We start from the raw sequence: 19,992 nt of genomic DNA on the forward strand, positions 1-19,992 counted from the left end.
GTGGGTGCTGCGGTCGTGCTCATTCTGCCGCACCGGCCCCTGAGTCCACCGTTCGTTGGGCATAAGCATGTACGCCTCAGGGGGCCAAATTGTTCGAGCCCCCGGAAACCTGTTCCGGGGGCTCGAACATCAACTGTGTAAATCGGCCTACTTCAGCTTCGCGGTGAGCACGTTCACGATCTCGTCGACCGCGACGGCGTCCTGCTCGCCCGACTCCATGTCCTTGAGCTGCACGACGCCCTCGGCCAGATCCCGCTCACCGGCGACGAGCGTGAACCGCGCGCCCGACCGATTGGCGTTCTTCATGGCGCCCTTGAGGCCCTTGCCGCCGAAGGAGAAGTCCGCCGAGACCCCGGCCTTGCGCAACTCGGTCACCTTGGCGAACAGCACGCGCCGCGCCTCGTCGCCGAGCGGCACCGCGAACACGCTGGTGGTGGCGGGCAGTTCGAGCGCGACGCCCTCCGCCTCGAGGGCCAGGACCGTACGGTCCACACCCAGCGCCCAGCCGACCGACGGGAGCGAGGGGCCGCCGATCATCTCGGACAGGCCGTCGTAGCGGCCGCCGCCGCCGACCGCGGACTGCGAGCCGAGTCCGTCGTGGACGAACTCGAAGGTCGTACGCGTGTAGTAGTCCAGACCGCGGACCAGCTTCTCGTCGTCCTCGAAGGCGACGCCCTCGGCGGTCAGCAGCTCGCGCACCTGCGCGTGGTACGCCTTGCACGCGTCGCACAGGTAGTCGCGCAGCAGCGGCGCGTCCGTGAGCTGCTTCTGCACGTCGGGCCGCTTGTCGTCGAGGACGCGCAGCGGGTTGATGTCGGCGCGGCGCAGCGTGTCCTCGTCGAGGTCGAGGCCGCGCAGGAAGTCCTGGAGCGCAGTCCGGTAGACGGGACGGCACTCCTTGTCACCGAGCGAGTTGAGCAGGACGCGGAAGTCGCGCAGGCCGAGCGAGCGGTACGCCTGGTCGGCCAGGATGATCAACTCGGCGTCCAGGGCCGGGTCCTCGACGCCGATCGCCTCCGCGCCCACCTGGGAGAAGTGCCGGTAACGGCCCTTCTGGGGGCGCTCGTAGCGGTAGTACGAGCCCGAGTACCAGAGCTTGACCGGGAGGTTGCCCGCCTTGTGGAGGTTGGCCTCCAGCGCGGCACGCAGCACGGACGCGGTGCCCTCGGGGCGCAGCGCGAGCCTGTCGCCGCCCTTGGTCTCGAAGGCGTACATCTCCTTGGTGACGATGTCCGTGGATTCGCCGACACCGCGCGCGAAGAGCTCGACGTTCTCAAAGCCGGGCGTCTCGATGTAGCCGTAGCCGGAGTTCCGCAGCGGGGCGGAGATCGCCTCGCGGACCGCGAGATACGTCGCGGAGTCCGGCGGAAGCAGGTCGTAGGTGCCCTTGGGGGCCTGGAAGGTACTCACGGGAGGTTCTCGTCACATTCCTCGTCGGGGAGCCTCGGTGGAGGATCCCTGGCCGGCGGCCACCTGCCGCAGATACGGGTTGGTGGCGCGCTCCTGGCCGATGGTCGTCTGGGAGCCGTGTCCTGACAGCACCACGGTCGAGTCGTCGAGCGGCAGGCACACACGGCCCAGCGATTCGAGCATGTCGTCCATGGAGCCACCGGGCATGTCGGTGCGTCCGATGGAGCCGGCGAAGAGCAGATCGCCCGAGAAGAAGACGGACGGGATGTCCGCCGCCTCGGGCATCTGAAAGGTCACCGACCCCTTGGTATGGCCCGGCGCGTGCGCGACGCCGAAGTCGAGCCCGGCGAGCTTCAACTGTGCGCCGTCGGACAGCTCCCGCACGTCGTCCGGCTCCCCCACGGTCAGCTCGCCCATCAGCGGCATGCCGATGGAGCGGCCGATGCCCTTCTCCGGGTCGCTCATCATGTAGCGGTCGTCGGGGTGGATCCAGGCCGGGACGTCGTGCGCCCCGCAGACCGGGACGACCGAGGCGACATGGTCGATGTGCCCGTGCGTGAGGACGACCGCCACCGGCTTGAGGCGGTGCTTCTTGAGCGCTTCCTCGACTCCCTGGGCGGCCTGGTGGCCGGGGTCGATGATCACGCACTCCTCACCCGCGGCGGGGGCAACCAGATAACAGTTGGTGCCCCAGGCTCCTGCGGGGAACCCGGCAATCAGCACAATCGTCCTTCGTATGTCGTGGAAAGTCGTCCAAACAGAATGCGGCGGATCAGAGCCTACCGGCGCGGCCGAATCCACAGCGAACCCATATACGGTACGGGGCACTATCAGGGGCCCCTGAAGGTCACGAGACGTACGAGGAGAAGACCCGGTGGTCAGCAAGGATCAGCGGCAGCGTCAGCTCGCCCGGGAGAAGTTCCTGCGCCAGCAGCAGCGGCGCGAGTCCGCTCGACGCAAGGCGCGCACCCGCAACACCGTGATCGCCGCCGTGCTCGCGGTGGCCGTCCTCGGCACGGGCGGCGCGTACGCCGCCGGGGCCTTCAGCGGTGACGGCAAGAAGGACACCTCGGACGCGGCGACCAGCCCGTCGCCCTCCGCGAGCAAGAAGGCGTCGGAGCCCAAGATGGCGATCGACAAGAAGGCCGCGTACGACATGGCCTTCAAGACGAGCGCCGGCGACATCACGGTCGCCATGGACGCGGCGAAGACCCCGCACACCGTGAACTCGTTCAAGCACCTCGCGGACAAGGGCTTCTTCGACGGGACGAAGTGCCACCGCCTCACCACCAAGGGCATCTACGTCCTGCAGTGCGGCGACCCCGAGGGCACCGGTGCGGGCGGCCCCGGCTACACGGTCCCCGACGAGAACCTGGACGGGCTCGGCAAGCCCGCCAAGGACGGCTCGGTGACCTACAAGGCGGGCACGGTCGCGATGGCGAACACCGGGCAGCCCGACTCCGGCGGCAGCCAGTTCTTCCTCGTCTACAAGGACAGCAAGCTGACGCCTACGTACACGCCCGTCGGCACGATGGACGCGAAGGGCCTCAAGGTCGTCAAGGACGTCGCCGCGAAGGGCGTCACCGGCGGCTCGGAGGACGGGGCGCCGAAGAAGGCCGTCAAGATCAGCAAGGCCACGGTCACCAAGGAGTGAGGCCACAGGGCCGCCCCACGCGCGCGTAGGCACGGAATTGAGCCGCGCTGAGTGCGGACAGTGGGGTGGCCGGTCGCCTAGATTGGCTTCGAGCGGCGCGGATTCGAGCCGCGTTGTGGAGGGCGGGCCGGGCCCGCCAGGAAACTGTGGACGATGCCCAGGGGTGCTGAGCCCCGCGCAGGCATCATGTGGAGGAGGCGCTGTGAGCAGCGACCCGTGGGGCCGCGTCGACGAGACGGGGACCGTGTACGTGCGTACGGCCGACGGCGGCGAGCGAGAGGTCGGTTCGTGGAAGGCGGGGTCTCCCGACGAGGCTCTGGCCTACTTCAAGCGCAAGTACGACGGCCTGGTCGTCGAGATCGGGCTCCTCGAACGCCGGGTGAAGACGACCGACCTGTCGGCCAAGGACGCCATGACGGCGATCGAGCATCTGCGCGCGCAGGTCACGGACGCCCACGCGATCGGCGACCTGGAAGCGCTCGGCAAGCGGCTCGACAAGCTGGTGGAGAGCGTCGAGGCGCGCCGCGAGGAGCGCAAGGTCCAGAAGGCCAAGCAGTCCGACGAGGCGCGGCACTCCAAGGAGGCGCTGGTCGTCGAGGCGGAGGAGCTGGCCCAGTCCGAGCAGTGGCGGGCGGCCGGCGAGCGGCTGCGCGCGCTTGTGGACACCTGGAAGGGTCTGCCGCGCCTGGACCGCAAGTCGGACGACGAGCTGTGGCACCGCTTCTCGCACGCCCGCTCGGCGTTCTCCAAGCGCCGCAAGGCCCACTTCGCGTCCCTTGACGCGCAGCGCGAGGAGGCCCGCAAGACCAAGGAGAAGCTGGTCACGGAGGCCGAGTCGCTGTCGAACTCGACGGACTGGGGCGCCACGGCGGCCCGTTACCGCGACCTGATGACGGACTGGAAGGCCGCGGGCCGCGCGCAGCGTGAGCACGAGGACGACCTGTGGAACCGCTTCCGCGGCGCCCAGGATGTCTTCTTCGCGGCCCGCAGTGCGGTGTTCGCCGAGCGCGACGCCGAGCAGGGCGAGAACCTCAAGCTCAAGGAGGTGCTCGCCGACGAGGCCGAGAAGCTGCTGCCGATCGAGGATCTGAAGTCGGCACGTGCCGCGTTCCGCTCGATCAACGAGCGGTGGGAGGCCATCGGTCACGTCCCGCGGGACGCCCGCCCGAAGGTCGAGGGCCGGATGCACACCGTGGAGCGGGCCCTCCAGGAGTCCGAGGAAGCGGAGTGGCGTCGCACGAACCCTGAGGCACGCGCGCGTGCGGAGGGCCTCACCGGCCAGTTGCAGGCGGCGGTCGACAAGCTGAGCGGTCAGGTTGAGCAGGCCCGTGCACAGGGGAACAGCTCCAAGGCGGACAAGCTTCAGCGGGAACTGGACGGTCGTCAGGCGCTTCTTGACCAGGCCGTGAAGGGGTTGCACGAGTTCGGGGGGTAGCCGGGCCCGATGCGGCAACGTGAGAACGGCCCCCGAGTATCGACTCGGGGGCCGTTCTCACGTCTCGGGGCTCCGCCCCGGACCCCGCGGGCTCTCGTCCAAGAGCGGGGCTTGAAATGCCCACCCGCCGCAGGGGCTTGAGCCGTGAGGCTTGATCAGGGCCGGCGCGCCGACGTCACCCGGTACACGTCGTAGACGCCCTCGACGCCCCTGACCGCCTTGAGGACGTGGCCCAGGTGCTTCGGGTCGCCCATCTCGAATGTGAAGCGGGACGTGGCCACCCGGTCGCGGGACGTCTGTACCGCCGCGGACAGGATGTTCACGTGCTGGTCCGACAGGACCCGGGTCACGTCCGACAGCAGCCGCGAGCGGTCGAGGGCCTCGACCTGTATGGCGACCAGGAAGACGGACGACTGCGTGGGCGCCCACTCGACCTCGAGGATGCGCTCAGGCTCGCGGGACAGCGAGTCCACGTTGACGCAGTCGCTGCGGTGAACCGATACGCCGCTGCCGCGCGTGACGAAGCCGATGATCGGGTCGCCGGGCACCGGGGTGCAGCAGCGCGCCAGCTTCACCCAGACGTCGTCGACGCCCTTGACCACCACGCCCGGGTCGGCGTTCGAGCGGCGCTTGGAGCGGCCGCGCGAGGGCGGTGCGCTCTCCGCGATGTCCTCGTTGGCCGCCTCCTCGCCACCGAGCGCCTGCACGAGCTTCTGCACGACGGACTGCGCCGTGACATGCCCCTCGCCGATGGCGGCGTACAGGGACGAGATGTCCGGGTAGCGCATCTCGTGCGCGAGCGTGACGAGCGAGTCCCCGGTGAGGATCCGCTGGATCGGCAGGTTCTGCTTGCGCATGGCGCGGACGATGGCGTCCTTGCCCTGCTCGATCGCCTCGTCGCGGCGCTCCTTGGAGAACCAGGCCCGGATCTTGTTGCGCGCGCGCGGCGACTTGACGAAGCCGAGCCAGTCGCGGGACGGACCCGCGCCCTCGGCCTTGGAGGTGAAGACCTCCACCAAGTCGCCGTTGTCCAGGGTCGATTCGAGGGGCACCAGGCGTCCGTTGACGCGTGCTCCTATGGTGCGGTGGCCGACCTCCGTGTGGACCGCGTACGAGAAGTCCACCGGCGTCGCCCCGGCCGGGAGCGCTATGACGTCGCCCTTCGGCGTGAACACGAAGACCTCGTTGCGCGACAGGTCGAAGCGCAGGGACTCCAGGAACTCGCCCGGGTCCTCGGTCTCCTTCTGCCAGTCGAGCAACTGGCGCAGCCACGCCATGTCGTTGAGGTGGTCGTCCTTGCCCTTGCCGGACGACTTGGGCGCGTCGGTGCGCACCTTGGAGGCTCCGGCGGAGGGCTCCTGCTTGTACTTCCAGTGCGCGGCGATGCCGTACTCGGCGCGGCGGTGCATGTCGAACGTACGGATCTGGAGCTCAACAGGCTTGCCGTTGGGGCCGATCACCGTCGTGTGCAGCGACTGGTACATGTTGAACTTGGGCATCGCGATGTAGTCCTTGAACCGGCCGGGGACCGGGTTCCATCGCGCGTGGACCGTACCGAGAGCGGCGTAACAGTCCCGAACCGTGTCGACAAGGACGCGGATGCCCACCAGGTCGTAGATCTCCGCGAAGTCACGGCCACGGACGATCATCTTCTGGTAGACGCTGTAGTAGTGCTTCGGGCGCCCTGTGACGGTCGCCTTGATGCGGGCAGCGCGCAGGTCGCTCTGCACCTCGTCGGTCACTATGGCCAGGTACTCGTCGCGCTTGGGCGCGCGCTCGGCCACGAGCCGCACGATCTCGTCGTACATCTTGGGGTAGAGGATCGCGAAGGCGAGGTCCTCCAGCTCCCACTTGATGGTGTTCATGCCCAGGCGGTGCGCCAGCGGAGCGTAGATCTCCAGCGTCTCGCGGGCCTTCTTCTCCTGCTTCTCGCGCTTGAGGTAGCGCATGGTGCGCATGTTGTGCAGGCGGTCGGCGAGCTTGATGACCAGGACGCGCGGGTCCTTGGCCATCGCGACGACCATCTTGCGCACCGTCTCGGCCTGCGCGGCCTCGCCGAACTTGACCTTGTCCAGCTTGGTGACGCCGTCGACGAGCAGCGCGACCTGGTCGCCGAAGTCGCGCTTGAGGGTGTCCAGGCCGTACTCGGTGTCCTCGACCGTGTCGTGCAGCAGGCCCGCCATCAGCGTCGCGGGGTCCATGCCCAGCTCGGCGAGGATCGTCGTCACCGCGAGCGGGTGCGTGATGTACGGGTCGCCGCTCTTGCGCTTCTGACCGCGGTGCCAGCGCTCCGCGACCTGGTAGGCGCGCTCGACCTGGCGCAGCGTGGACGTCTCGATCTTCGGGTCGTTGCTGCGCACTATCCGCAGCAGCGGCTCCAGGACCGGGTTGTACGGGTTCGAACGCTGCACGCCGAGGCGGGCCAGGCGGGCGCGGACGCGGTTGGAGGAGCCGGAGCGCGCGGCCGGCTGGTTCGAGGCCGCACGGATCGCCGGCGGGGGTGTGGCGCGCGGCTGGTTGGCGGGGGGCTTGGTGCGTGGCTGCTCGGCCGCCTTGGCGCTCGGCGGCGCGGGCTTCGCCGTCTTCGCGTCCTTCTCGGGCGTGCCGGAAGGAGCCGCGGCGCGCGTGGCCTGTTCGTCATGCGTGGCGGCGGAGAGTGGCTTGGCCTCGTCTGGCAACGGCGCTCCTCGTGCGCGACGGGTCCCCCGTTCAGGTCCCGGAGAGCCCATGGTATCGATCCGGCGCGCTCGGCTCGCCCTGGGCTGCTGGTACGCCTTCGTACTGGTGAAACACCAGAGGCGGGCACCGGATTCCTCCGAGCCCACCTCCAAGGCTGTGGCCTGCGGCTTTACACCACGAGCAGGGCATCGAGGGGCGCACCCTGAAGGGCGGATTCCAGTCGCCCCCGGCCCGGGAGAAAGCCCAGCTCCATGAGGACGGCGCAGCCCGCGACCTCGGCGCCCGCGCGGCGGATCAGATGCACCGCGGCCTCGGCGGTGCCGCCGGTGGCCAGCACGTCGTCGATCACCATGACGCGGTCGTCGGCGCCGAGGTCCTCGGCGTGCACCTCGATCTCGGCGGATCCGTACTCCAGGTCGTACGACTGCGTGAGCGTCGCACCGGGGAGCTTGCCCGCCTTGCGTACGGGGATGAAGCCGAGGCCCGCGCGGATCGCGACGGGGGCGCCCAGGATGAAGCCGCGCGCCTCCAGGCCGACGACCTTCGTGGCGCCGTGGCGGACGCAGAGCTCCGCGAGTGTGTCGGTGAGGGCCGTGAAGGCCGCCGGGTCCGCGAGCAGCGGGGTGATGTCCTTGAACAGGACGCCGGGCTCCGGATAGTCCTGCACATCACGGATGCGGCTGAGGAGCAGCTCCTTGATGTCGGTCATTTCTGCACCTCAGCGTGTGTGTCAGGCGATTTTCAACCCGCCAACCGTAGCAGTCGCCGAAGTCGCGACAGTCTCCGCGGGCGCCGCACGCGAAGGGCGCCAGGGCCTCGACGGCTCCTGGCGCCCTTGTGGCGACGGTGACGGACCGCGTCAGCGGCGCTTGCCCGAGGGGCGGCCGCGGCCGCGGTTACGGGCCGGCTGGTTGCGCGGTCCCGCGCCCGCGGGAGCGGCGTCCGAAGGAACGTCCTCCGCCGGGCCGGCCTGGGTGCCGCCCGCCTGGTGCCCCACGACCGCCGGCTCCTCGGCCTTGGCCGCGGCGGCGGCCCGCTTGGCGAGCACCCGCTTCCTGAGCGCCTTCATCTTCGGCTCGCGCTCCTTGAGGTCGGCGACCAGCGGAGTGGCGATGAAGATCGACGAGTACGCACCGGCGGCGAGGCCCACGAAGAGCGACAGCGAGATGTCGTTCAGCATGCCCGCGCCGAGGAAGCCGCCGCCGATGAACAGCAGGCCGCCGACCGGGAGGAGCGCCACGATCGTGGTGTTGATCGAGCGGACCAGGGTGCTGTTGATCGACCGGTTGGCGACCTCGCTGTACGTGAAGCGGGTCTGCTTCTCCAGGCCCTTCGTCTGTTCCTTGAGCGAGTCGAAGACGACGACCGTGTCGTAGAGCGAATAGCCAAGGATGGTCAACAGACCGATCACCGTGCCCTGCGTGACCTCGAAGCCCACGAGGGCGTAGATCCCGACGGTGATCGTGATGTCGTGGATGAGCGCGACGAGGGCCGCGAGCGCCATGCGCCACTCGAAGGCGATCGCCAGATAGATCACGACGAGGACCATGAAGACGGCCAGGCCCTGCCACGCCTTGTTGGCGATCGAGGCGCCCCAACTGGGGCCCACCAGGTCGGCGTTGATGTCGTCGGCCTTGATGTCCATGTCCTTGGACAGCTCGGCCTTGATCTGGTCCGACTTGCCGGTGTCGACGCCCGCGACCTGAATGCGCAGACCGCCCGAGCCGAGCTCCTGGACGAGCGCCTCGTGGCCGGAGGCCTTCGCCGCGTACTCCTCGGCCTTGTTGGCCGAGACGCTGGTCTTGGGCGTCGTGAAGATCGCGCCGCCCTCGAACTCGATGCCCATGTTCAGGCCGCGCACCCCGAGGCCGACGATGGCCGTGATGGTGATGAGGATCGAGACGCCGTACCAGATCATTCGCTTGCCGATGAAGTCGTAACCGACCTCACCTCGGTACAGCCTGGCGCCGAGATTGCCGAGCTTCGACATCTCACGCCTCCTTCGGGTCGACAGGGCGGGTGGCGCGGCGGGTGCGACGCAGCGGAGGCTGCACGCCGAGGCGCTTCGGGTCGAGGCCGGACCACTTGTGCCCGCCCGTGAAGAACTTGGTGCGGGCCAGGAGCGTCATCAGCGGCTTCGTGAAGAGGAAGACCACGACGACGTCGAGGAGGGTGGTCAGGCCGAGTGTGAACGCGAAGCCCTGCACCTTGCCGACGGTCACGATGTACAGCACCGCGGCCGCGAGGAACGACACGAAGTCGGAGACGAGGATGGTGCGTCGGGCCCGCGGCCAGGCACGCTCCACCGCGGGACGCACGGAGCGCCCCTCTCTGATCTCGTCCCGGATTCGCTCGAAGTACACGATGAACGAGTCCGCGGTGATACCGATGGCCACGATGGCACCACAGACGGCCGGCAGGTTCAGCGCGAAGCCGATGGCCGGGCCGAGCAGCGTCATCAGGGTGTACGTGAGGATGCCGGAGGTGAGCAGCGAGGCGAGGGCGATGACCGACAGGCCCCGGTAGTAGACCACCAGGTAGATGATGACCAGCGCGAGGCCGATGGCGCCCGCGATCAGACCGGCGTCGAGCTGCTCACCGCCGAGCGCGGCGGTCACCGAGGTGACGCTCTGCTCGTGGAAGGTCAGCGGCAGGGCGCCGTAGGACAGCACGTTCGCGAGGTCCTGGGCGGACTCCTGGGTGAAGGAGCCGGAGATCTCGGCGTTCTGGCTCAGGGTCGAGCTGACACTGGGTGCGGAGACCACGTCGCCGTCGAGCACGATGGCGAACTGGTTCATCGGCGACTGCTGGCTCTTGAGCTTGCCCGTCGTCGCGGCGAACTTCTTCGAGCCCGCGCCCGTGAACTCCATGTTCACGACCCACTGGCCGGACTGCTGGTTGATGGTCGCCTGGGACTTCTTGACGTCCTTGCCGCCGACCTCGGACGGGCCGAGAACGTACTTCTGCCACTGCCCCTGGCTCTGACCGCAGGCAATGATCGGGTCGGAGGACTTCGCACCCTCGTTGATCTTGGTGCGGGCCGCCTTGTCGGTGCAGTCGAGCTGCGTGAACTTCTTCTGCAGCGCGGCGGTCGCCGGGTCGGTGCTGGCGCTGGGGGTCGCCTGGGCGTCCTCGCCGGTCTTCGCGGAGGCGCTCGGCGTCGCGTCGGCCTTGAGGCTGTCGGTGACGGGGCGGCCCTGCGTCGTGGCGGTCGGGGACGGCGTGACCGTCGACTTGTCGGTCGCCTTGTCCGAGCCGGTGGTCTTGTCGGACGCCTTGTCGCCGGTCGAGGCGCTCGGGGACGGGGTGGCCGACGTGTCGCCCTTGCCGGTCGGCTGACCGGTGGTCATCGTGAGCACCGGACGGAAGTAGAGCTGCGCGGTCGTGCCGACCTGCTCGCGGGCCTGCTTCTCGTTCGTCCCTCGCGGGATGTTGACGATGATGTTGCTCTTGCCCTGCGTCTGGACCTCGGCCTCGGAGACACCCATGCCGTTGACACGGCGGTTGATGATGTCCGCCGCCGTGTCCATGTTGGTCTTGTTGATCGCGTTGGGCTTGCCCGGCTCGTTCTTGGCCTCCAGCGTGATGCTGGTGCCGCCCGCGAGGTCGATACCAAGGCGCGGGGTGAACGTGCCGGAGGCGAACATCCCCCCGACGAGCGCGACCATGATGATCACGATCAGGCCCAGGGCGCGCCCCGGCTTCGACTGGGCACCTGCCCCTCGGCTCTTGCTAGGTGTGGCCACCTTCTCGTACTCCCTCTCCATCCGCCCTGCATCGGGGTTGGGTGCCCGGGCGGCCATGAAATGGTCGAGAGTCCGCGCGCGTCACGCACGAACAGGAACCGCAGGGCACATCGAGCGGACGCCCCACGGTTCCGGCCGTACTACTTCGCGTCGGACTCGCCGTCGGTCTTCTTCACCTCGACGTCGTCGGCCTTGTCAGCCTTCACGTCCTCGGCCTGGTCGACCTCCACGTCCTCGGCAGGCTCGTCCTTCTTGCCGAGGTCGATGCGCGAGTCGTCAGCGGCGGCGGCCTCATCGGTCTCGGTGAGGGAGGACGCGTCGTCCGGCACGACGGCGCCGTTGGTCAGTTCGTCATCATCAACGACTTCCTCGCCGTGAACGATGCGGTTGTACTCGTCATCGGAGAGCACGGCGCCGATGGCGTTCTTCGCGAACATGAGGTGCACGCCGGGGCCGGCGTCGAGAAGGACCGCGTCATCGTGGACCTCCTTGACCGTGCCGTACATGCCCCCGATCGTGCGGACGCCGGAACCGGGCTGCATCTCATTGCGCATGTCCGCGGCCTGCTTCTGCTTCTTCTTGGCAGACCGGGTCATCAGGAACATGGCCCCGATGAGCACGACGAACGGGAGGAGTGTCACAGGACTCACGGGTAGGAACTTCCTTCATACGACCGCGAAAGGAGGCGGCCTTGTCGATGATGGGGTATACGCCGTCGTATAGGCGACGTCGGCGGAGTCTAAGCGAGTCCGCACTGTGGGAACAACGCTCAGCATGGCACCGGGGTTCCAGCCCCGGCGACCACGCGTGGCGTCATGCCCCGAAGAGGCCCGCTTGTCCGCCCGCCCCAGGTCTGCCTTGGGGTGCGGTCAGTCCCAGGTGGGCCCACGCGGCGGGAGTCGCCACGCGTCCCCTGGGGGTACGCGCCAGGAGTCCCTCTCTGACGAGGAAGGGCTCGGCGACCTCTTCCACCGTCTCACGCTCCTCCCCCACGGCGACGGCGAGTGTCGAAAGCCCCACAGGTCCGCCGCTGAACAGCTTGAGCAGGGCTTCAAGGACGGCGCGGTCCAGGCGGTCGAGGCCGCGGCCGTCCACTTCGTAGACGCTGAGCGCGGCGGACGCGATGTCCCTGGTGATCTGCCCGTCGGCCTTGACCTGCGCGTAGTCGCGGACGCGGCGCAGCAGGCGGTTGGCGATACGGGGCGTGCCGCGGGCGCGTCCGGCGATCTCGGCGGCGCCCGCCGTGTCGATCTCCACGTCGAGGAGGCTCGCCGAGCGGTGGATCACCCGCTCCAGCTCGGCGGGCTCGTAGAACTCCATGTGCGCGGTGAAGCCGAAGCGGTCGCGCAGCGGCGGCGGCAGCAGCCCCGCGCGCGTGGTCGCGCCGACGAGGGTGAAGGGCGGCAGCTCCAGCGGGATGGCGGTGGCGCCCGGGCCCTTGCCGACGATGACGTCGACCCGGAAGTCCTCCATCGCCATGTAGAGCATCTCCTCGGCGGGCCGCGACATCCGGTGGATCTCGTCGAGGAAGAGGACCTCGCCCTCCTGGAGCGAGGAGAGGATCGCCGCGAGGTCGCCCGCGTGCTGGATCGCGGGGCCGCTGGTGATCCGGATCGGGGCGCCCATCTCGGCCGCGATGATCATGGACAGGGTGGTCTTGCCGAGGCCGGGGGCGCCGGAGAGCAGGACGTGGTCGGCCGTGGCGCCACGCGCGCGGGCGGCGCGCAGGACCAGGTCGAGCTGCTCCCTGACCTTCTCCTGGCCGATGAACTCGCCCAGGTCCTTGGGGCGCAGGGCCGCTTCTACGGCCTGGTCCTCACCGTCGGCGACGGAGTCCACAAGACGCTCCGCGGCGGGCCGGTCGGCCTGCGGCGTCGCGGCGTCGTCGGTGGTCTCGTCCCAGTTCATGTGTGGTGCCTCGCGTTACGGGTGGGTGCGGGTGGTGGGCCGGTCGGCTAGCGGGTGCGGTTGAGCGTCTGCAGGGCCGCCTTCAGCAGCTGCCCCACCTGCGGGGTGCCCTCCGCGGCCTCGGCCTGCGGGGCGACCGCGTCGACCGCCTCGTCGGCCTCGCGGGTGGCGTAGCCGAGGCCGATCAGCGCGGCGTGCAGCTGCTCGCGCCAGCCGCCGGCGACGGCTGTACCGATGGCGGGGCCACCTGTGCCGACGGGTGCGCCGAGCCGGTCCTTCAGCTCGAGGAGCAGCTTCTGGGCGCCCTTCTTGCCGATGCCGGGGACGGCCGTGAGCGACTTCTCGTCACCCGTGGAGACGGCTCTGCGCAGCGCGTCCGGGCTGTGCACCGCGAGCATCGCCTGCGCGAGGCGCGGGCCGACGCCGCTCGCCGTCTGCAGCAGCTCGAACGTCTGCTTCTCGTCGTCGTCCGCGAAGCCGTACAGGGTGAGCGAGTCCTCACGCACGACGAGCGAGGTGGAGAGCTTGGCCTGCTGGCCGATCCGCAGCGTGGACAGCGTGTTCGGCGTGCACTGGAGGGCCATGCCGACACCGCCCACCTCGACCACCGCGGCGTCGGGGGCGAGGGCGGCGACGGGGCCGCTGACGAAGGCGATCATGCGGTACGGCCTTTCACGGTGGAGGGGCGGGAGGAGCGGGAGGCGTGCTGTGCCACGGCGTGCTGGAGTCGGTTCTGCGCGGGGGCGCGCCAGATGTGGCAGATGGCGAGGGCGAGCGCGTCGGCGGCGTCGGCCGGCTTGGGCGGTGCGTCGAGCCTCAACAGACGCGTCACCATGGCGCCCACCTGCGCCTTGTCGGCGCGGCCCGTGCCGGTGACGGCGGCCTTGACCTCGCTGGGCGTGTGCAGGGCCACGGGGATGCCGCGGCGCGAGGCGCACAGCATGGCGACGGCGCTGGCCTGGGCGGTGCCCATCACCGTACTCACGTTGTGCTGACTGAACACCCGCTCCACGGCGAGGACTTCAGGCCTGTGCTCGTCGAGCCACTGCTCGATGCCCTGCTCGATGGCGACGAGGCGGTGCCCCAACTCGGCGTCCGCTGGCGTCCGGACGACGCCGACGCCGCACATCGTCAGCGGCCGCCCCGCGATCCCCTCGACCACGCCGACACCGCAGCGGGTGAGCCCTGGGTCGACCCCCAGTACACGCATGCGCGCCCCCTCCCGACTGCGAGTGATCTTCGAACGCCCTCCAGGCTATCCGCTGCCACCGACAACGACGGCGGGCCGGGGAGACGTGTCTCCCCGGCCCGCTGCTGATGCCGCGTCAGGCGTCGACCTTCTCCATGACCTCGTCGGAGACGTCGAAGTTGGCGAAGACGTTCTGCACGTCGTCGCTGTCCTCGAGCGCGTCGATCAGCTTGAAGATCTTGCGCGCGCCCTCCTCGTCCAGCTCGACCTGCATGGTCGGGACGAAGTTGGCGTCCGCCGAGTCGTAGTCGATCCCGGCCTCCTGGAGCGCGGTGCGCACCGCGACCAGGTCGGTGGCCTCGGAGAGCACCTCGAAGGACTCGCCCAGGTCGTTGACCTCCTCGGCGCCCGCGTCGAGCACGGCGCCCAGGACGTCGTCCTCGGACAGCCCGGTCTTGGGGACGACCACGACGCCCTTGCGGTTGAACAGGTACGACACCGAGCCCGGGTCGGCCATGTTGCCGCCGTTGCGGGTCATGGCGACGCGCACGTCGGAGGCGGCGCGGTTGCGGTTGTCGGTGAGGCACTCGATGAGCACCGCGACACCGTTCGGACCGTAGCCCTCGTACATGATCGTCTCGTAGTCGGCGCCGCCGGCCTCGAGGCCGCCGCCGCGCTTGACCGCGGAGTCGATGTTCTTGTTCGGGACCGAGCTCTTCTTGGCCTTCTGGATGGCGTCGACGAGCGTCGGGTTTCCATCGGGGTCGATGCCGCCGGAGCGGGCCGCGACCTCAATGTTCTTGATCAGCTTCGCGAAGAGCTTGCCGCGCTTGGCGTCTACCACGGCCTTCTTGTGCTTCGTCGTAGCCCATTTAGAGTGGCCGGACATCTGCCTGTCTCCTTCGCGTAACCCACCTCAATAACGAACGTCAGCGATCCTACAAGGATCCCGAAGCCGCCTTGGCCCGCACCATGTCCACGAACATGGCGTGGATCCTGTGGTCCCCCGTGAGCTCGGGGTGGAAGGACGTCGCGAGGGCGGCGCCCTGGCGCACGGCGACGATGTGCCCCTCGTACTCGGCGAGCACCTCCACCTCGGCGCCCACGGACTCCACCCAGGGAGCGCGGATGAAGACGCCCTCCACAGGATCGCCCTCGACGCCCCGCACGTCGACGGCCGCCTCGAACGACTCGTTCTGCCGCCCGAAGGCGTTGCGCCGCACGATCATGTCGATGCCGCCGATGGTCTCCTGGCCCGAGCGCGGGTCCAGGATCTTGTCGGCGAGCATGATCAGTCCGGCACACGACCCGTAGACGGGCAGACCTTCGCGCACACGCGCGCGAAGGGGCTCCATCAGGCCGAAGAGGTGGGCCAGCTTCGAGATGGTGGTCGACTCACCACCGGGGACGACGAGTCCGTCGACCTCGGCCAGTTCCTCGGGACGCCGCACCGGCCTGGCGGTCGCGTCCGCCATGGCCAGGGCGACGAGGTGTTCCCGTACGTCGCCCTGGAGTGCGAGCACTCCGACCACAGGAGTGGTCATCACCAGCCCCGGTTCGCGTAGCGCTCGCCCTCGGGCAGGGTGTCGCAGTTGATGCCGACCATGGCCTCACCGAGGTTGCGGGACGCCTCCGCGATGATCTTCGGGTCGTCGAAGAAGGTGGTGGCCTTCACGATGGCGGCGGCGCGCTTGGCCGGGTCGCCGGACTTGAAGATGCCGGAGCCGACGAAGACGCCCTCGGCGCCGAGCTGGCGCATCAGCGCGGCGTCGGCGGGGGTGGCGACGCCACCGGCGGAGAACAGCACGACCGGCAGCTTGCCGAGCTCGGCGACCTCCTTGACCAGCTCGTACGGGGCGCGCAGGTCCTTGGCGGCGGCGTACAGCTCGTTGTTGTCGTAGCCACGCAGGCGGGCGATCTCGCCCTTGATCTGGCGCATGTGGCGCACGGCCTCGACGACGTTGCCGGTGCCGGCCTCGCCCTTCGAACGGATCATGGCGGCGCCCTCGGCGATGCGGCGCAGGGCCTCGCCGAGGTTGGTCGCGCCACAGACGAAGGGGGTCGTGAAGGCGAACTTGTCGCTGTGGTTGACCTCGTCCGCCGGGGTGAGCACCTCGGACTCGTCGATGTAGTCCACACCGAGCGACTGCAGCACCTGGGCCTCGACGAAGTGGCCGATGCGGGACTTGGCCATGACCGGGATCGAGACGGCGCCGATGATGCCCTCGATCATGTCCGGGTCGGACATCCGGGCCACGCCGCCGTCCTTGCGGATATCGGCGGGCACCCGCTCCAGGGCCATCACGGCGACGGCGCCGGCGTCCTCGGCGATCTTCGCCTGCTCGGGCGTGACGACGTCCATGATGACGCCACCCTTGAGCTGCTCGGCCATGCCGCGCTTGACGCGGGCGGTGCCGGTGGCGGTGTTTTCAGAAGTGGACACGGGTGACCTCACTCGGTGAAGAAGGCTCTTTCAGTACCGAGGAAACCTCTGGGGAACAGGCCACTACAAGGGCCAATGAACAGCCGGTGGATCCTTTTGGCCTGGGAACTACTTGGTGGCGCGGTCGGCCAGCGCCACCGGCGGCTCGTCGTCCATCTCGAAGGCCAGCGGGAACGGGGCGTGCCCGGAGAGCCGGAACCAGCGGACCGTGCGGTGCCGGCGCAGCGCGCGGGCGGCGCGTACGGCGTCGTTGTGGAAGCGGCGGGCCATGGGGACCCGGCGGACCGCCTGGGCGAGCTCCTCCGCGGCCTCCTCGCCGCCGGGGGCCTCGCGGACCACCTCGACCTGGTCGGGCTCGCTGAAGACCGCCCTGAGCGCCTGGCTGAGCTCGCTCTCCGCCACCTCGCGCTGCTCCTCCTCGGCCTGACGCGCGGCGTGTGCCGCCTCGTACAGCACGATCGACGCGGCCGGGTCGAGCACACCCGACGTGGCCAGTTCCTGGGCGACCGAGGCACGGCGCAGGAGTTGGGCGTCCAGGGCGGCGCGGGCCGCGTCGATCCGGGCGTGCAGGCGGTCGAGGCGTCCTGCGGTCCAGCTCAGGTAGAGCCCGATCGCGAAGAGGCCTACGGCGATCCAGATGAGGGTGACGGTCACGGGCGGCAAGGCTACCGGGGATATGACACAGGCTCTCAGTCCCGCGCCAGCCCGAAGCGCGCCCTGAGGCCCGTCCGCTCGTCCGCCGCCACCGCGGCCGCGCCCTGGGTCACCGTCTCGTAGACCGAGAGGATGTCCGCGGCGACCGTGGACCAGTCGAAGCGGCGGACGTGCTTGCTGCCACGCGCGCGCAGTTCCTCGCGGCGGTCCGGGTCGCCCAGGAGGCGCAGGGCCGCGACGGAGAGGGCGTCCGCGTCCTCGTTGGTGAAGAGTTCACCGGCCGCGCCCTGGTCGAGGACCTGGGTGAAGGCGTCCAGGTCGGAGGCGAGCACGGGCGCGCCCGCCGACATCGCCTCCACCAGGATGATGCCGAAACTCTCGCCTCCGGTGTTGGGCGCGACGTACACGTCGACGCTCGCCAACAGGCGCGCCTTGTCCTCGTCGCTGACCATGCCGAGGAACTCGACGCGGTCGCGCATCTCCTTGGGCAGTGAGGCCACCGCCTCGTCCTCGTCGCCCCGCCCCGCGACCAGGAGCCGGGTCCGCGGGCGCTCGGCGAGGATCTTCGGCAGCGCCTTCATGAGCACCGGAAGGCCCTTGCGGGGCTCGTCGATGCGGCCGATGAAGCCGATCGTGTCCCCCTGCCACTCGGGCTTGGGCTCGGCGCGGGCGAAGAAGTCGACGTCGACACCGTTCGGGATGACGACCGCGTCGCCGCCCAGGTGTTCGACCAACGTACGGCGCGCGTACTCGCTCACCGCGATGCGCGCGCTGATCTTCTCCAGGGCGGGCTGCAGGATCGGATACGCGGCGATCATGGCGCGCGAGCGCGGGTTGGACGTGTGGAAGGTCGCGACGATGGGGCCCTGCGCGGCCCAGCACGTCAGGAGGCCGAGCGAGGGCGACGCCGGTTCGTGGATGTGCACGACGTCGAACATGCCGTCGCTCAGCCAGCGGCGTACCCGCGCGGCGCTCAGGAAGCCGAAGTTCAGGCGCGCCACCGAGCCGTTGTACGGCACGGGAACCGCGCGGCCCGCCGACACGACGTACGGCGGCAGCGGGGTCTCGTCGTCCGCGGGGGCGAGGACGGAGACCTCGTGTCCCAGGCCGATGAGGTGCTCCGCCAGATCGCGGATGTGGAACTGGACGCCGCCCGGCACGTCCCAGGAGTACGGGCAGACGATTCCGATCCTCACGCCGACCTCTCTTCGAAATGGTCGAGGTCGGCGAGCCACAAGCGCTGCAGCATGTGCCAGTCCTCCGGATGGTCCGCGATCCCTGTGGCGAAGGCATCGGCCAGCGCCTGCGTCATGACAGACGTCTTCTCGGCCCGCGTACCTGTCTCCGGCACGTCGACGGGTGGGTGGACGCGACCACGCATTATGGCCGAGTCGTCGTACCAGAGGGTGACCGGAAGCAGCAGCGCGCCGGTCTGTTGGGCGAGCATCGCGGGCCCCGCGGGCATCCGCGTCGTCTCGCCGAAGAACTTGACCTCCACGCCGGAGGACGACAGGTCCCGGTCAGCTACCAGGCAGACCAGGCCGCCCGCCCGCAGCCGCCGTGCGAGCGTCCCGAAGGCGGCGCCGCCCGTGTGGGGCAGCACCTCCATGCCGAGGCCCTCCCTGTAGGCGACGAACCGGTCGTACAGGGTCTCCGGCTTGAGCCGCTCCGCGACGGTCGTGAACGGGGTGTCCAGCTCGGTGGTGACCCAGGCGCCCGCCAGGTCGTAATTGCCCATGTGGGGCAGCGCGAGGACGACACCCTTGCCGGCGTCCAGGCCCTCGGTGAGGTAGTGGACGTCCTTGATCGACACGCCCTCCCGGATGCGCTCCTTGCTCCAGGCGGGGAGCCGGAAGGACTCCATCCAGTAGCGCAGGTACGAGCGCATGCCCTTCTTGGAGAGCTGTTGCAGGCGCTGTGGAGTGGCATCGGGCACCACGCGCGCGAGGTTGGCCTCCAGCCGCTGCACGCCCTTGCCGCGCTTCTTCCAGGCCGCGTCGGCGATGGTGCGACCGACGCGCCGCGCGACCGGCTCGGGAAGCTTCTTGACGGTCGCCCAGCCGAGCCCGTACAGCGCGTCGGTGATCCGCTCCTGCGTCCCGCTCACGAGGCGGCCCCCTCCTGGGAGGCCGCCGCGTCGGCCTCGGCGGACTCGCGGCGCACCGTGACAACGCGCTGGATCAGCGTGACGAGGCTGCCCACGGCGACGATCCACAGGGCGACCGGCAGCAGGTACTGGATGCCCGGCACGCCGAATTTGTGCAGCCCGGCGAAGCCCGCGGCGACGAGCGAGATGACGAGCCGCTCGGCGCGCTCGATGAGCCCGTTCACGGCGACCGGCAGGCCGATCGCTTCGCCACGTGCCTTCGTGTACGACACGACCTGGCCGCTGGCGAGGCAGAAGATCGACACGGCGCACAGGACGCTGTCGTTCCCGCCTCCGGCGTACCAGAGCGCCAGTCCGCCGAAGATGGCGCTGTCGGCGACGCGGTCGAGCGTGGAGTCCAGGAAGGCGCCCCAGCGGCTGGAGCGGCCCAGCTGGCGCGCCATATTGCCGTCCACGAGGTCCGAGAAGACGAACAGCGTGATGACGACGGTTCCCCAGAAGAACTCACCGCGCGGATAGAAGACCAGCGCACCGGCCACGACTCCGGCGGTGCCCAGGAGCGTGACCGCGTCGGGGCTGACTCCGCGGCGGATGAGAAACGCGGCGAACGGTGTGAGGACACGCGTAAAGAATGCACGCGCGTACTTGTTCAGCATGGCCTTCCCGAGGGTCGGTGGCCGCGCGGCCCCTCTGGCCACCGGCTGGCCCATCGTAGCCACGCACAGGTCCGAACCGCCGACGGGCCGCCACGTGCGCGTGCGATCCCG

General features: G+C 69.6%; 19 protein-coding genes. 2 read left to right on the top strand and 17 right to left on the bottom strand.

The features are described from left to right. Positions 1–147: 147 nt before the first annotated feature. Positions 148–1,410 carry a histidine--tRNA ligase gene (hisS, locus tag ACWD2L_RS16620; RefSeq protein ID WP_351335495.1) on the bottom strand — a complete coding sequence of 421 codons (1,263 nt, stop codon included), beginning with the start codon at positions 1,408–1,410 and terminating at the stop codon, positions 148–150. A 12-nt stretch (positions 1,411–1,422) separates the two neighbouring features. Further along, complete coding sequence (locus ACWD2L_RS16625; RefSeq protein ID WP_351335492.1) at positions 1,423–2,133, bottom strand: MBL fold metallo-hydrolase; 711 nt, start codon at positions 2,131–2,133, stop codon at positions 1,423–1,425. A 151-nt stretch (positions 2,134–2,284) separates the two neighbouring features. Here ACWD2L_RS16625 and ACWD2L_RS16630 point away from each other — a divergent pair, with 151 nt between their 5' ends. Then, positions 2,285–3,064 (top strand): peptidylprolyl isomerase, encoded by a 780-nt coding sequence (locus ACWD2L_RS16630; RefSeq protein ID WP_351335489.1) that lies wholly within the window; start codon positions 2,285–2,287, stop codon positions 3,062–3,064. Between the two features lie 202 nt (positions 3,065–3,266). Continuing rightward, a complete protein-coding gene (locus tag ACWD2L_RS16635; protein ID WP_351335486.1) occupies positions 3,267–4,499 on the top strand; it encodes a DUF349 domain-containing protein in 1,233 nt (410 codons plus the stop codon). 155 nt (positions 4,500–4,654) lie between these two features. On the opposite strand, the gene ACWD2L_RS16640 is transcribed toward ACWD2L_RS16635, so the two are convergent. The 15 genes from ACWD2L_RS16640 to pgsA all read right to left on the bottom strand — a co-directional run bounded on the left by ACWD2L_RS16640 (position 4,655) and on the right by pgsA (position 19,935). Then, complete coding sequence (locus ACWD2L_RS16640) at positions 4,655–7,177, bottom strand: RelA/SpoT family protein (protein ID WP_351335484.1); 2,523 nt, start codon at positions 7,175–7,177, stop codon at positions 4,655–4,657. Positions 7,178–7,347: 170 nt separating this feature from the next. Next, positions 7,348–7,887, bottom strand: coding sequence for an adenine phosphoribosyltransferase (locus ACWD2L_RS16645; RefSeq protein ID WP_351335481.1), 540 nt, complete (start codon positions 7,885–7,887; stop codon positions 7,348–7,350). Between the two features lie 150 nt (positions 7,888–8,037). Next, positions 8,038–9,168 carry a protein translocase subunit SecF gene (gene secF, locus ACWD2L_RS16650; protein ID WP_351335479.1) on the bottom strand — a complete coding sequence of 377 codons (1,131 nt, stop codon included), beginning with the start codon at positions 9,166–9,168 and terminating at the stop codon, positions 8,038–8,040. Position 9,169: 1 nt separating this feature from the next. Continuing rightward, positions 9,170–10,924 (bottom strand): protein translocase subunit SecD, encoded by a 1,755-nt coding sequence (gene secD / locus ACWD2L_RS16655; RefSeq protein WP_351335476.1) that lies wholly within the window; start codon positions 10,922–10,924, stop codon positions 9,170–9,172. A gap of 140 nt (positions 10,925–11,064) precedes the next feature. Next, on the bottom strand, positions 11,065–11,574 hold the full coding sequence (gene yajC / locus ACWD2L_RS16660; RefSeq protein ID WP_351335473.1) for a preprotein translocase subunit YajC: 510 nt from the start codon (positions 11,572–11,574) through the stop codon (positions 11,065–11,067). Between the two features lie 163 nt (positions 11,575–11,737). Further along, complete coding sequence (gene ruvB, locus ACWD2L_RS16665) at positions 11,738–12,832, bottom strand: Holliday junction branch migration DNA helicase RuvB (protein ID WP_351335471.1); 1,095 nt, start codon at positions 12,830–12,832, stop codon at positions 11,738–11,740. A gap of 47 nt (positions 12,833–12,879) precedes the next feature. After that, positions 12,880–13,491 (bottom strand): Holliday junction branch migration protein RuvA, encoded by a 612-nt coding sequence (ruvA, locus tag ACWD2L_RS16670; protein ID WP_351335469.1) that lies wholly within the window; start codon positions 13,489–13,491, stop codon positions 12,880–12,882. Further along, the gene (gene ruvC, locus ACWD2L_RS16675; RefSeq protein ID WP_351335466.1) at positions 13,488–14,042 is read right to left on the bottom strand and encodes a crossover junction endodeoxyribonuclease RuvC; all 555 of its coding nucleotides are present in this window, start codon (positions 14,040–14,042) and stop codon (positions 13,488–13,490) included. The genes ruvA and ruvC overlap by 4 nt, the downstream gene beginning before the upstream one ends. A gap of 115 nt (positions 14,043–14,157) precedes the next feature. Further along, on the bottom strand, positions 14,158–14,910 hold the full coding sequence (locus ACWD2L_RS16680; RefSeq protein WP_351341224.1) for a YebC/PmpR family DNA-binding transcriptional regulator: 753 nt from the start codon (positions 14,908–14,910) through the stop codon (positions 14,158–14,160). A 49-nt stretch (positions 14,911–14,959) separates the two neighbouring features. After that, positions 14,960–15,565, bottom strand: coding sequence for a pyridoxal 5'-phosphate synthase glutaminase subunit PdxT (pdxT, locus tag ACWD2L_RS16685; RefSeq protein WP_351341227.1), 606 nt, complete (start codon positions 15,563–15,565; stop codon positions 14,960–14,962). Then, on the bottom strand, positions 15,565–16,464 hold the full coding sequence (pdxS, locus tag ACWD2L_RS16690) for a pyridoxal 5'-phosphate synthase lyase subunit PdxS (protein ID WP_351341230.1): 900 nt from the start codon (positions 16,462–16,464) through the stop codon (positions 15,565–15,567). Before pdxS ends, pdxT begins: the two co-directional genes overlap by 1 nt. 108 nt (positions 16,465–16,572) lie before the next feature. Further along, entirely contained in the window at positions 16,573–17,118 is a 546-nt protein-coding gene (locus tag ACWD2L_RS16695) for a LemA family protein (RefSeq protein WP_351341233.1), read from the bottom strand. 35 nt (positions 17,119–17,153) lie between these two features. Next, positions 17,154–18,314 (bottom strand): glycosyltransferase family 4 protein, encoded by a 1,161-nt coding sequence (locus ACWD2L_RS16700; protein ID WP_351341235.1) that lies wholly within the window; start codon positions 18,312–18,314, stop codon positions 17,154–17,156. Continuing rightward, the gene (locus ACWD2L_RS16705) at positions 18,311–19,225 is read right to left on the bottom strand and encodes a phosphatidylinositol mannoside acyltransferase (RefSeq protein ID WP_351341238.1); all 915 of its coding nucleotides are present in this window, start codon (positions 19,223–19,225) and stop codon (positions 18,311–18,313) included. The genes ACWD2L_RS16700 and ACWD2L_RS16705 overlap by 4 nt, the downstream gene beginning before the upstream one ends. Beyond that, a complete protein-coding gene (gene pgsA, locus ACWD2L_RS16710; RefSeq protein WP_351341299.1) occupies positions 19,222–19,935 on the bottom strand; it encodes a phosphatidylinositol phosphate synthase in 714 nt (237 codons plus the stop codon). Before pgsA ends, ACWD2L_RS16705 begins: the two co-directional genes overlap by 4 nt. Positions 19,936–19,992 lie beyond the last annotated feature (57 nt).

The organism is Streptomyces sp. NPDC002754, from assembly GCF_053592315.1.